Origin of the sequence: Streptomyces celluloflavus (assembly GCA_000720995.1) — a bacterium.
GTDB lineage: Bacteria > Actinomycetota > Actinomycetes > Streptomycetales > Streptomycetaceae > Streptomyces > Streptomyces celluloflavus.
Window position 1 is genome coordinate 43,568 of record JOEL01000005.1, and the last position, 12,993, is coordinate 56,560.

Here is a 12,993-nt window from a genome sequence, read left to right on the forward strand (position 1 = left end):
CAAAATGAATTCCAATGGGGGGCCGGAAGGCCGAAGATTCGATGTCCTCGTCGTCGGAAACGGAGCGTTGGGGCTTTCGCTGGCCCTGACCCTGACACGGCGGGGACAACGCGTGGCACTGCTGGGGGAGTCGCATCGCCCCTGGGCGGGATCGACGGCGGCCGGTGCCATGCTCGGCTGCTTCGGCGAGGTCACCACCTCCCTGGTGGCCAGTGACCACGGCAGGACCAAACTGGAGCTCGGCATCGAGGCCACCCGGATGTGGCCCCAGTGGCTGGCCGAACTCGACGAGGAGACCGGCGGCGGCGACAGCATCAAGACGGCCGACGGCACCACCCTCATCCTCAACACCATCGGCATCCCCGAGATCGACGACGCCAACTTCGCCGCCATCCGCGCCGAACTCGTCCGCTACGCCGAACCGTTCCACGACGTGGACCCGGCCGACCTCGACTGGGTGGACAGCGAACCCCTCTCCCGCCCGCTGAAGGCGTTCCACATCCCCGGCGAGCACGCCGTGAACCCCGTCGCCCTCATGGCGCGGCTGGAATCCGCGTTCACCACGGCAGGCGGCACGGTCATCACCGAACTCGCGACCGCGGTCGTCCACGACCGCGACCGGGTCACCGGCGTCACCCTGGCGAACGGCGACGGCATCAGCGCCGGCCAGGTGGTGCTGGCCGCCGGCGCCCGCACCCAGGTACTGCTGGACACCCTGCCCGTCGGCCCGCGCATCCCCAAACTGGTCAGCGGCTACGGCGTCTCGGCCCTCGTCAAGACCGTGGACGGCACCTCGCCGAGCAGCGTCATCCGCACCCCCAACCGCTCGTTCGCCTGCGGACTGCACGTCCTGCCCAGGAGCCAGGGCGAGGTCTACCTCGGCGCCACCAACGTCATCTCCTCCGAACCGCGCGACATCGCCGAGATGCGGGACCTGGTCTTCCTGCTCCAGTGCGCCCACCGCCAGGTCCGGCGCAACCTCTGGGACAGCCACGTCGCCAAGGTCCAGGTCGGAAACCGGCCGGTCTCCGTGGACGGCTTCCCCCTGCTGGGCGACGGGGGCATGGACGGCCTGTGGATCATGACCGGAACGTACCGGGACGGCCTGCACCTCTCGCCGCTGCTGGCCCAGGAGATGACGGCCCGGATCCTGGGCGAGGCACCCCGCGCCGCACTGGCCCCCTTCACCCCCGTACGGCCGCCCCTCCAGGCGTGGAGCCGCGAACGCATCGTGGAGGACGTCGTCCACCACACGATCGCGATCGGCTACGAACAGGACTGGAAAATCCCCGTCGAGTGGGACGGATGGATCGAGAACGACCTGCGCCCGGCCACCCTGAGCTGGGCCGAGGAGATCGACCCGGAGTTCACGCCCCCGCCGGAGCTGCTCTTCCTCTCCCGGCAGATCCCTGATCTGGCCAAGATCCTCCGGGAGTACTACGCGGCGAGCCGCGAAGGGGCCGGCGCGGCAGCGCGATAGCAAACCGTCCCACCCGGGCGGGCCGTCCCACCGACAGCCCGACGGCCCGCCCCGCAGCCCCCGGCAACCCCACACTCAGCCTCCGCACCAGGCACACCACGCCCCACCGCCTCCCGCCGGGCGACCCTCCCCATCTCACCGCCGCCCCGATACTCCAAAAGCGCCGCACCCTTGCAACCGGAAACCCGCACCCGGGAATTCTCGATATCCCGCACAAGAAAGGCGCCGCCCCACCGGAAAAACCGCACTCATCCACCCACCCACCCGGCCCGCGCGCAACGCCCTTTCCTCCCGCCGACCGAAACCGGCCACCCGCACTCCGCACCACTCACGGACAAGCCGCCCAACGGCACCATCAATCCGCGCAGTTGCCATACGGGAACGTTTTCGAGCCGCTCCTTTCCGTCGGCTGCTCCTCGGCTGTTCCTTTCGCCGGCTGCTCCTGCCGGCAGCCGGTCCCATTGCCACGCCTGGCCAATTCACCACGCGGCCCGGCCGCTTTCACCTGCCCGCTCCCGGCGGCCGATCGCCGCCGGGAACGGCGGCAGCCCGATACGACGACAACCCGATACCGACAGCGGCCCGATACTGACAGCAGCCTGATACGGACGGCAGCGCGGAACGGGACCCGGACACAACCGGCGGCCGGGGCACAACCGGGACCGGGACACAACCGGGACCGGGACACACCGAGCGGCCGGGACCGGGACATAACCAGCGCTCGGGCCCGGCCACTTCGCGCGCCCGCAGCCGCCAACCGCCGCCCGGCCGCCACCAGCCCCGCGCCAGCCGCGACCGGCCCCGTGCCGGCCGCCATCAGCCCCGTGCCGCCCGGCTCAGCCGCCGAACATCCGGCGGCAGGCACGCAGCAACTCCCCGCCGACCCGTCCGGACGCCATCCGGCACACCACCCCGGCCTCCGCCGACGCCCGCAGCCACGGCCGAGCGGGCACACCATGACGGCCCTGCCGCGCCTTACGCACCGGCTCCCGCGACCGGACCGCCACCCGGGCACGGGGTGGCCGCACCCGCCGAGGCGGCCGCTCCCGCCGGTGCGCCGGCGCGGCACGTACCGGCCCGGCCGCCCGCGCCGTGCCCGCCCCCGCGTGCGCCGGCCTCCCCGTCAGACCGCGCACCGTCACCAACTGCTCCCGGGGCTGTTCCTGGCGCTGTTCTCGATGCGGCGCCACCGTGGGGGAGGGCCACACCGGCGCGACCGTACGTCCGTCAGGGGCCAGGACGGGCGCGCGCACCGGTCCGCCGGCCGGTACGGACACACAGCCGGCGGTGGTGATGAGCAGGACCGCCGCGACGGCAGGAAGAAGAAGAGGAGGGCGCACCCGCCTACCGTGCCGCACCCACGGCGGCCGTCCCCGCGACGCGCTGGCGCGCCACGCGGACGAAGGACGGCGGCGAATCCATTGGCGGCATCCCGCCCCGGACCACGCGGCCGCCGCCGACGGGTGACCACCCGCCCTCGGCGGCCGGGGCTCCGGCGGACGGCACCGCCGTCGGCGGCGCCGGTACCCACCCGCCGACGCCGCCCGAACCACGCACCGCCCGCCCACCCGACCCTCGCCCAGGACTGGCAACTCACCGCCACAGCAAGGCAGTTCACCGATTCCCGGCAACCGCGTCAGCCCTCTTCCGCCTCCGCCTCCGCCGGGCTGGGACGCCACCGTGCCTCTCCTGCCCGGTGTGCGCCGGGCAGCCGGCGGCGCCGGGCGGGGGTGGCGGGGGGAGTGCGGCCGGTGCCGGGCATCCGCTGTACGTGGTGGTGTACCGCGAACCGCAGTCCGCATCCGCGGCACCACCAGGCGCCGGCGCCGGCGTCGCCCGCCGGTCCCGCCGGGCGCCGGCGCTCCACAGCCGGTGCGCCGCAGTCCGGGCAGGCCGTGGGCCCGTACGAGCAGTGGGGCTCGGCCAACGGCTCCGGTTCCGCGTGCGGTTGCGGCGCCGGGGACAGGTCCGAGGGGGCCGCCGCCTGCGCGCCGGTGGCCGTGGTGTGGCCCGCGGCCACCGAGACCAGGGCCCCGGCCGAGAGCAGGATCAGGTTCTTGATGACGAACTCGCCCGTGGCGGTCAGTTGCAGCGGATCGGCGTTCTGGAAGGCGAGGTGCGGGGCGAAGACCAGGAGGGAGAAGGTGCCGGCCATATGGGCGGCGAAGAGCGGCAGCAGCTGGGGCAGGTACCGGTTGAGGGCGAACAGCGTGCCGATGAGGATCTCGACACCGCCCAGCGCGGGGACGAACCACCCCGGGGCCGGGAACGGCAGCGCGGCCCTGACCAGAACACCGGCCGGGCTGGTGCCGAGGAGCTTGAGCACCCCGAACCACACATACACCGTCGCCAGGGCGAGCCGGAGCGCCGTCAGCGTGCGCGGGAACGAGGGACGCCACGCCCGGCCGGACCAGATGTCCCCAAGCGCCGGGCGGGCGGGGTGCGGGGCCGTCCCGTCGGTCCGCGTCGTACCGGCGGGACTTCCCGGACGTCGGGAGAGGCTCATGGTCAGTTGCCCTTCTGTCGGAGCACGCCGACAGGGCACGGGTGCCGGCCCGGCGGAAGTACCGGGCAGCACGGCGCCGGCTCCTCGGCGCTGCGCCGTGGGCCGGACGCGGGGCCGCTGATGCGGCGCCGGCGGAGTTGATCGCTGTCACACGGCGCCGACGGGCGGCTGCGGCCGGTGGCTCGACTGCGAGCGACGGTCACCGTGCGGGCCTCGAAGACGAACGGAGGGGGCCCGCCGGCATTCACGCTGGGTGGTGAAGACGGAAACCTTCCGGAAACACCCATATGCCGCTATCGACGTACATTGAGGCAGTAAAACGACCTCCTGTTCATATTGCAGCACCTGGTGCGGATGTCAACTCGACTGCGGGGGTCCGGCGTTCTCGCCCGGCTCCGGCCCCCGTCGCGGTCACCGTGGGTGAACGGACGATGGGGGAGCGGGGAGGGGAAGCGGGCCGCCTTGACGCATCAAGCTAATGGCATTAGCTTCATGGCTACAGACGTTAACTCTTCGGGGACGGGACGGCATGACGCACTTCTTGACGGCCAACGGCGGACAGCTCGCCTACGACGTGACGGGCGAGGGCCCGCTGATCGTGCTGGCCCACGGCATGGGCGACAACCGGTCGGCCTACGACGCGGTGGCCACCCGCCTCGCGGCGGCCGGGTTCCGGGTCGCCGCCATGGACCAGCGGGGACACGGCGAGTCCAGCACCGGCTGGCCCTCCTACACCCGCACCGACGCCGCGGCCGATCTGCTCGCCCTCATCCGGCACTTGGGCGGCCCCGCCGTCCTCGTGGGCCACTCGTTCGCCGGCGGCGCCGCCACCATCGCCGCGGCCCAGGAACCCGAACTCGTCAGCGCCCTCGTCGAGATCAGCCCGTTCACCCGCGCCCAGAAGATCGACCTGGGCGCCCTGGCCTCCCACCCCCGCTACCGCAAGGGCATGGCCCTCCTGATGGGCGCCGGCATGCTGCGCAGCGTCGGACTGTGGCAGCGCTACCTCGACCACGCCCACCCGGGCCCCCGGCCCGCCGGCCACGCCGACCGCATCGCCGCCCTCGACGCCGACCTGCGCCGGCCGGGCCGGATGGCCGTCGTCGCCAAGATGGGCATGTCCGCACCCACCGACGCGGGCGCCAGGCTCGCCGACGTCCGGTGCCCCGCCCTGGTCATCGAAGGCACCCTCGACCCCGACTGGCCCGACCCCCGGGCCGAGGGCGAGGCCATCGTGGCGCAACTGCCCGAAGGACTCGGCCGGCTCCACATGATCGAGGGCGCGGGCCACTACGCACACGCCCAGTTCCCCGCCGACGTCACCACCGCCATCCTCGCCTTCCTCCAGGCCGGCGTCCGTGGCTAGGGCCGCGCTCTCCGCGGACGCCGTGGTCGGCATCGCACTGCAACTCCTCGACGAGAAAGGCCCCGACGCCCTGACCCTGTCGGCGGTGGCCGGCCGGGCGGGCGTGGCCACCCCCTCCCTCTACAAGCACGTACGCAACCTCGCCGAACTGCGCGACCTCATGTCGGCGCGGATCATGAACGACATCGCCGACCAGGTCGGCCAGGCCGTGCTCGGCCACTCCGCCGACGAGGCGATCCGCGCCCTCATGACGGCCTGGCGCCACTACGCCCGCCACCACCCGCACCGCTACGCCGCACTCCTGCACCGCCCCGAACCACGGACGGCCCAGGCCGGCCAGCGGCTGCTCGACATCCTCTTCGCCACCCTGCGGGCCTACGGCATGACGGACTCCGCGGCCATCCACGCGGTCCGCTGCCTGCGCGCGGTCCTCCACGGCTTCGCGGCCCTCGAAGCCCAAGGCGCCTTCCAGCTCCCCGAGGAACTGGACGAGAGCTACGAACTGCTGACGCACATGGTCATCACCGGACTGCACACCCCCACCGGCTCCCCGCCGCCACCGGCCTGAGGCCGGCCGCGGCGGGGGAGCGGCCCGCACGCCGCGACCGACACCGACGCCCCGGCCGGCCCCGACCGCTCAGGGGCGCCGCACCGCGGTGACGGACGCTCACCCACCGCACACCGGCACCGCCGTCAGCCGGCGCACCGCATACGCGACGGGCACGGCCACCAGCGTCAGCACCGCCGGCGCGGCCAGCGCGGTCAGTGCGGGGTTGACCCAGGCCGGGACGATCTCCACGCCGCTGCACACCGTGCTGAGCGGAAAGTGGCCCGACGACCGGGGATGGGCCCTGACACCCATCCGGGCCAGGCAGGTCTTGTCCCCGTACAACCCGGGCGAGTACCACGCGTCCGCATAACCGAAGACCAGAACGGCGGCGCCCAGCGCCGCCACGGACACCAGCCCCAGGGGCCGGGGACTCGCCAGCCGCGGCGCGCACCGCTGCCGGATCCTGCGTACGGCGTGCGCGACCAGCCCGGACACGGCCGCGATCAGCACCAGCGCGCCCGGCGGGCCGAAGAAGACGAGAAACATGAGGCATCGTCGCACGCCCCCGCCCGCCACCACCGCCGCTGCTGGCCGCGCCCGCCAACGCCGTTGCTGCCGGCCGCGACCGGCGCCCCGGGGCCGCCGGCGGCGGTGCGATACGGTCGGGCCGTGACCAGGACAGAGTGGGACGTACTTCTTCTCGGCGGAGCCTCCGGCATAGGAAAGAGCCGGGCGGCCGCACAACTGGCCCGGGAAACAGGGGCGTTCATCGTCGAGTTCGACGACGTGGTCAGCGCCGTCCAGAACATCACCAGCGCCGCACAACACCCCGGCCTGCACCACTTCGACACCGTCCCCGACCCCGGCCGCCTCGACCCCGAGCGGGTGGTGGAGCTGCAGATCGCCACCGCCAACGCCCTGGAACCCGCCCTGCTCGGCGTCGTCCGCAACCGCCTGACCGTCGACGTGGCGGCGGTGGTCGAGGGTGACTACCTCACCCCGGCCGCCGCGCTGCGGGCGAGGAAGGAGGGCGCCGCCGCGGGCCGCACCGTGCGGGCGGTCTTCCTCCACGAGGACGACGCCGCCCAGATCACCGCCAACTACACCGACCGCGAACCGGAGCACGGTACGCAGCGCCGACGAGCGGACATCAGCGCCCGGTACTCCCGCTGGCTCGCCCAGCAGGCCGCGCTCCACGCCCTGCCCGTCGTCGACTGCCGCCCCTGGCACACCCTCACCCACCGGCTACGGCAGGCCGCCCACTGACCGATCCGCCCCCCGGACCGGTACGGCCCTCAGCCGGGCCGCCCGACGCCCGCCGCCCCGCACGGTTCGTACACCCGGATCTCGTGATCTTCGAATCGCGCTGAGGGAAACGGGACGTACGAGAGAGATGACCTCCCTCCGCGGGCGGCGGCAGGACGCGGATCAGCCGACCGGGGCCTCCTCCCGCTGCGGCCGGTGCGGCTGGTGCGGCTCCTCGGGGCACCAGGTCCGGGTGCTGGACCGGGCCCCGAGCAGCAGCCCGAACGCGGCGCCCACGGTCAGACCCGCCACCAGCCACGGGGTGCCGGGCGCGCCCTTGGCGGACAGCGCCACGCCGATCTGCGGTGCGGCGATGAACCCGATGTTGGCGCCGGCCGAGTAGAGGCTGATGTTGCGGCCGGCCACCGCCCGGTCGGACAGATGGCTGACATAGCTGAGCAGCGCGGGAAAGACGATCATCTCGCCCCCGGTCCACAGCAGGGTGACCAGCGCCAGCACGAAACCGTTGGCGGTCAGGCCCATGAGCGTGAAACCGGCGGCGGCCAGACCGAACCCGATCAGCAGCGACCTCGCGTGCGACATCCCCGACATCGCCTTGTTCAGCGGCACTTCGAAGAGCACGATCGCCACCGCGTTGACGACGAACACCGCACTGGCCCAGTACGCGGGCAGCCCCAGCCCCTCGATGACATAGACGCTCAGCAGGATCGGCGGCAGCGCATACGCCACGTGCACCGGCAGGGCCAGGCAGAAGATGGTCCAAAACCGCGTCTCGCCGTGCGCGGTGGACGAGACCAGCCGCACCCGCTCACCGGCCCGGCCCCGCTCGGGCGCGCCCGACGGCTGGCGCGCCCACAGGACGGCCGCCGCGACCAGCACGCACACCGCGTTGACGTAGAACAGCGCCAGCGGGGCCACGGCGAACAGCAGCCCGCCGACGGCCGGCCCCACGCCCATGCCCAGGTTGATCGCCAGCCGGTTGCAGGAGAAGGCGATCTTCCGTTCCTCCGCCGGCGAGCTGGCGACGACCTGCGAGTACGCCGCGGGCGTGTAGATCTCGTACGCCACACCCCACAGCAGGGCCGCGGCCACCAGCGGCACCACCCCCGACAGCAGCGGGACGACGGTCAGGACGGCCGCGTAGACGACCGACCCCGCCACCATCACCAGGGTCGGCCGGATACGGCCGAGGAACACGCTGGCCGAGAGGTCGGCGAGCAGCGCCCCCACGCCGAACGCGCCGACCACCACGCCCACTTCGGCCGCGCCGTAGCGGTGCTGCCCCAGCAGATACGCGGCGAGGAACGGGAAGGCCATCGTGCCCGCCCGGAACACCAGCGTCACCACGAACAGGGTCCGCAGATCGCGGTTGAGGCCGCGGACGGTGCGCAGAGTGCTCAGGAACATGTCCGGCGGCTTCCCGTCGCCGCGCCGTGCGGGGCGTTGCCGGACCGCGCGCGCGAGCGCGGGCCCGGCCGGCGGGTGGCGGGGCGGGCCGTCATGACCCGGCCTCCTCGGGCACCGCCCCGGAGCCCGCCTGGGTCACGGTGAAGAGCTGCTCGGTGCGGGCGGCGGCCAGTTCGTCGACCGCGGCCCGGAAGGCGTGCGGGTCCGGCTGGTCGCCCCCCTGCCCGCCGCGGAAGCACTCCAGCACTCCGTCGCGGGCCAGATAGGAGGTCAGGGGCCGGGACCAGTCGCCGGCCTCGGCCGTTGTGTAGAGGCCCACTTCCTGGTCGCTGAGGTCCTTGACCGGGTGGACCTCGGCGACGGTGCCCTCGGGTGCCTTGAGGAAGGCGGTCGCGCCGATGCCCCGCGCCTGGGTGGGGAACTTTGGCAGCCCCTCCAGGGTGCCCCGGTAGGAGGCGATGTGGACGTCGTAGGGGCTGAAGCCGTAGACCCGGTCGATCAGGTCCATGATCCCGTCGCCGCCGGGGCGGGGGGCGACCTCCACCACGCTCAGCTCGTCCCCGTTGACCAGGACCTCGACATGGGCCAGACCGTGGTCGATGAGCAGCGCGGCACACGCCTCCAGCGCCACCTGGCGCAGCGCCTGGTTGCCGGAGTCGGCGCTGGGGACCAGCTGGCCCTTCTCGGTGAAGTACGGGGCGCCGGCCTTGGACTTGTCCGTCACGGCCACCACTGCGCGCTCGCCCTCGTGGTTGGCGACCTCCACGGAGACCTCATGGGTGGCGGCGAAGAACTCCTCGGCCTGGTAGCGGCCGTCGGCGAAATCGTAGGTGGGGGCTATCTCCAGCAGCGATTCGCGGCAGTAGTCGAAGGCCGCGGGCAGTTCGCCGGGGCCGTTCACCTTGATGGTGCCGACGTTTCCGGCGAAGTCCCGCGGTTTGAGCACCAGCGGGTAGGTCAGCTCGGCGGCCGCGTCCCGCAGTTCGGGCAGGGTGCTGAAGAGCCGGTGCCGGGCGCAGGGCACCCCGGCCTCCTCGAACGCCACCTTCATCGTGTGCTTGTCCCGGGACCGGGCCAGGCACTCGTCGGAGAGTGTCGGCAGGCCGTAGTGGCGGGCGAGGGCGACCGAGACGTGCACCGTCATCTCGATGACGGGGACCACCGCGTCCGGCGTCAGGCCCGTCTCCCGCTCGAACGCCTCGACCGCGGCGAGGGCTTCGGCGGCGTCGTAGTAGTCGGCCCTGAGCACATGGTCGAAGAACCGGTTGGCGCTGTCCGACGCCGGCGCCTGGCTCATCCCGATCACCGGCCCCGGATAGGTGCGCAGCGCCGAGACGATGGCCCGCTCGCGTAAGAGGATGTCGGCGCCGAGCAGGAGCAGATAGCGGTTGCCGTTGGCGTGAGCGCGGGCAAGGTTGAACATGGACGTTCCTTCGGTCAGCTGGTGCGGCCACTGCTGCCGTCGACGACACACGAGGGGTGGGCTGCATATGCCGACAGCTACGGCGTGCGGCAGGGCCGGGGGCAACTCGGTGATACGGGCGCACAGGTGACGCCGTCTAAGGCGGACACCCGCCCGCGCGCCGGAAGTCGGCCACGGCGGGCGACGCCACTGCGGACGGATCCGTGCAGACAGGCCGACGGCAGGGTCTCACCGTGCGAGGTGTGCGCCGGCACGTGAATCGCCGGTCGCACAATTCGATGCGAAAGATCGCCGCTTCGGCGATATCTCCCCGTTGGGCAATTGTCTACAGCTACCTGGAATTCCCCCGTTTCGCCGCTGTGTGCGTTCTTCGTACTTTAACAGAGCAGCCCCCCGTAAGGGGGATGTGTCGAACAATGAATGCCCAATTCCCGGACATGCCGGGAACGGGGCATTCGGTACGGCGTCGGTACCTCACCTACGGTCGGACAAGGGGCTCAGTAACGGTAGTGATCCGGCTTGAACGGCCCCTTCACATCGACACCGATGTAATCGGCCTGCACCTTGGTGAGGGTGGTGAGCGTGGCGTCGAGCGCGGGCAGGTGCAGCCGGGCGACCTTCTCGTCGAGGTGCTTGGGCAGCGTGTAGACCTCGGCCGCGTACTCCCCGGTCTTGGTGTGCAGCTCGATCTGGGCGATCGTCTGGTTGGAGAACGAGCACGACATCACGAAGCTCGGGTGCCCGGTGGCGTTGCCCAGGTTGAGCAGCCGGCCCTCGCTCAGCACGATGAGCGACTTCCCCTCGGGGAACGTCCAGGTGTGCACCTGTGGCTTGATTTCGACCTTCTTGATGCCGGGAATCTTGGCGAGACCGGCCATGTCGATCTCGTTGTCGAAGTGCCCGACGTTGCCGACGACCGCATTGTGCTTCATCTTGGCCATCTGGTCGGCCATGATGATGTCGCGGTTGCCGGTCGTGGTGATGAAGATGTCGCCCGTCGAGAGCACCTCGTCGAGCGCCATCACGCGCAGTCCGTCCATCGCGGCCTGCAGCGCGCAGATCGGGTCGACCTCGGTGACGACCACCCGGGCGCCCTGGCCGCGCAGCGACTCCACGGCCCCCTTGCCGACATCGCCGTACCCGCAGATCACCGCGAGCTTGCCGGCGATCATCACGTCCGTGGCCCGGTTGATGCCGTCGACCAGCGAGTGCCGGATGCCGTACTTGTTGTCGAACTTGCTCTTCGTCACGGAGTCGTTGACATTGATGCCGGTGAAGAGCAGCTCGCCGTCCCGGGCCAGCTGGTAGAGCCGGTTGACGCCGTTGGTGGTCTCCTCGGTGACGCCGACGATCGCCTTGGCCATCTCGGTGTACTTCGAGGGGTTGTCGGCCAGCGAACGGCGCAGCGTGTCCAGGAGGATCCGGTACTCCTCCGCGTCGTCCTCACCGGGGGAGGGCACCGCGCCCGCGGCCTCGTGCTGGACACCCAGGTGCACCAGCAGCGTCGCGTCACCGCCGTCGTCGACGATGGAGTGCGGTCCCGATCCGTCCGGCCAGGTGAGCGTCTGCTCCAGGCACCACCAGTACTCCTCCAGGTTCTCGCCCTTCCAGGCGAACACCGCGCTGCCCTGCGGATTGTCCTGGGTGCCCTCGGGGCCCACGACCACCGCGGCGGCGGCCTGGTCCTGGGTGGAGAAGATGTTGCAGCTGGCCCAGCGGACGTCCGCGCCGAGCGCCGCCAGCGTCTCGATGAGCACGGCGGTCTGCACGGTCATGTGCAGCGAGCCCGCGATCCGCTTGCCGGCCAGCGGCTGCTGCGGACCGAACTCCTTGCGCAGCGCCATCAGTCCGGGCATCTCGTGCTCGGCGAGCGTCATCTCCTTACGGCCGAGCGTGGCGAGCGCGAGATCGGCGACCTTGAAGCCGTCTACCGACCCTGCGCTGTCAGCGGTCAGGCTAACCGTCATGTCATCTCCTCAAGCATGGTTGAAGCGGCAGCGGGCGAGGGGTGCTCCCGATCCGCATACGGCGGCCGGGCGGGCTGCTGCGCGCCGGTGGACGGGCGGATGTGCGGATGCCGGCGGCCGCGACAGAGCGACACCCCGATGTTGCTTGTGCCGTGCATCCGCTCCCCGCCGACATCCCGGTTGACCTGCGGTCAGGTCCCTCCGCCCCGCAGCACGTTACATCCCGGCAAGCGCCAGCGGCACGTGATACCAGCCGACTTGGCCGGATGCCGAGCCCCGCGCGCGGGGCGCCGGCGGACGCGGTGACCGGGGGGTGAACAGCGTGTGATCACAGATATCCGAACTCGGCCAGCAACTGGTTGAGCGTCGCCCCGTCATTGATCTTGTCGCGGATGACGCTCTCCTTCGCCAGGAGCTGCCGCGTCGCCGCCAGCACCTCGTCCGCGAGCGCGGGCGGCACCACACCGACACCGTTCTCCTCGGCCACGATGATGTCGCCCGGCTCGATGACCGCACCGTCGATCACGATGGGCACATTGACCCGCACGGGCCGGCCGGCGGCCGGGGCGGCCGCCGGGCAGCGCCGGGGCATGGTGGTCCGGTACCAGATGGGGAAGTCGAGATCGCGCAGTTCGTCGACATCGCGGACGGCACCGTCGACCACGGCCCCGGCGATCCCCGCCATCTGCGACAGCGTCGCCATCAGCCCGCCCCACATCGCCATCCGGGTGTTCCCGTGGCAGGCCAGCACGATGACGTCACCGGGCTGCGCCGTCGGCAGCACCGGCAGGATGTCGACCAGATCGTCCTCGGGCAGGTCGATGGTCAGCGCCGGACCGATGACCCGGTGCTCCCGCTTGACCGACCGCAGACCGCCGATCGCACCGACGCGCTCCTGGGCGTCGGCGACCAGACAGCTCGGGCTGTACTCCGCCCGCAGCACCTCGTGGAACGCCTCGATCACGTCCCTGGGCGGCCGGACGAGCTCGTTGTAGACGGTTTGCACCTCGTGCACCTCTCGATTCATC

At 71.9% G+C, this 12,993-nt stretch carries 11 protein-coding genes; 4 read left to right on the forward strand and 7 right to left on the reverse strand.

The features are described 5' to 3' along the window. Window positions 1-4: 4 nt before the first annotated feature. On the forward strand, window positions 5-1,480 hold the full coding sequence (locus IH09_RS06885) for an NAD(P)/FAD-dependent oxidoreductase (protein WP_052855172.1): 1,476 nt from the start codon (window positions 5-7) through the stop codon (window positions 1,478-1,480). Window positions 1,481-2,316: 836 nt separating this feature from the next. Here the strand turns inward: IH09_RS06885 and IH09_RS38815 are convergent. Both IH09_RS38815 and IH09_RS06890 read right to left on the reverse strand, forming a co-directional pair. Continuing rightward, window positions 2,317-2,820, reverse strand: a complete 504-nt coding sequence (locus tag IH09_RS38815) for a hypothetical protein (protein WP_190233222.1) — start codon at window positions 2,818-2,820, stop codon at window positions 2,317-2,319. A gap of 296 nt (window positions 2,821-3,116) precedes the next feature. Then, window positions 3,117-3,986: a DoxX family protein gene (locus IH09_RS06890; RefSeq protein ID WP_052855174.1), complete on the reverse strand. Its 870-nt coding sequence runs from the start codon at window positions 3,984-3,986 to the stop codon at window positions 3,117-3,119. A gap of 529 nt (window positions 3,987-4,515) precedes the next feature. Here IH09_RS06890 and IH09_RS06895 point away from each other — a divergent pair. Together IH09_RS06895 and IH09_RS06900 are read left to right on the forward strand one after the other, a co-directional pair. After that, a complete protein-coding gene (locus IH09_RS06895; protein WP_052855175.1) occupies window positions 4,516-5,352 on the forward strand; it encodes an alpha/beta fold hydrolase in 837 nt (278 codons plus the stop codon). Then, entirely contained in the window at window positions 5,345-5,920 is a 576-nt protein-coding gene (locus IH09_RS06900) for a TetR/AcrR family transcriptional regulator (protein WP_052855177.1), read from the forward strand. The genes IH09_RS06895 and IH09_RS06900 overlap by 8 nt, the downstream gene beginning before the upstream one ends. Window positions 5,921-6,019: 99 nt before the next feature. On the opposite strand, the gene IH09_RS06905 is transcribed toward IH09_RS06900, so the two are convergent. Next, on the reverse strand, window positions 6,020-6,448 hold the full coding sequence (locus tag IH09_RS06905; RefSeq protein WP_052855178.1) for a hypothetical protein: 429 nt from the start codon (window positions 6,446-6,448) through the stop codon (window positions 6,020-6,022). 123 nt (window positions 6,449-6,571) lie between these two features. Here IH09_RS06905 and IH09_RS06910 point away from each other — a divergent pair, with 123 nt between their 5' ends. Continuing rightward, on the forward strand, window positions 6,572-7,168 hold the full coding sequence (locus tag IH09_RS06910; RefSeq protein WP_205380210.1) for an AAA family ATPase: 597 nt from the start codon (window positions 6,572-6,574) through the stop codon (window positions 7,166-7,168). Between the two features lie 162 nt (window positions 7,169-7,330). On the opposite strand, the gene IH09_RS06915 is transcribed toward IH09_RS06910, so the two are convergent. The 4 genes from IH09_RS06915 to IH09_RS06930 form a co-directional block, all read right to left on the reverse strand. Next, complete coding sequence (locus tag IH09_RS06915) at window positions 7,331-8,575, reverse strand: MFS transporter (RefSeq protein ID WP_052855183.1); 1,245 nt, start codon at window positions 8,573-8,575, stop codon at window positions 7,331-7,333. A gap of 91 nt (window positions 8,576-8,666) precedes the next feature. Next, entirely contained in the window at window positions 8,667-9,998 is a 1,332-nt protein-coding gene (locus IH09_RS06920) for an ATP-grasp domain-containing protein (protein ID WP_052855184.1), read from the reverse strand. 497 nt (window positions 9,999-10,495) lie between these two features. Next, window positions 10,496-11,965 (reverse strand): adenosylhomocysteinase, encoded by a 1,470-nt coding sequence (gene ahcY / locus IH09_RS06925; protein ID WP_052855186.1) that lies wholly within the window; start codon window positions 11,963-11,965, stop codon window positions 10,496-10,498. Window positions 11,966-12,293: 328 nt separating this feature from the next. Beyond that, window positions 12,294-12,992: an RraA family protein gene (locus IH09_RS06930; RefSeq protein ID WP_110952116.1), complete on the reverse strand. Its 699-nt coding sequence runs from the start codon at window positions 12,990-12,992 to the stop codon at window positions 12,294-12,296. Between the last annotated feature and the right edge of the window lies 1 nt (window position 12,993).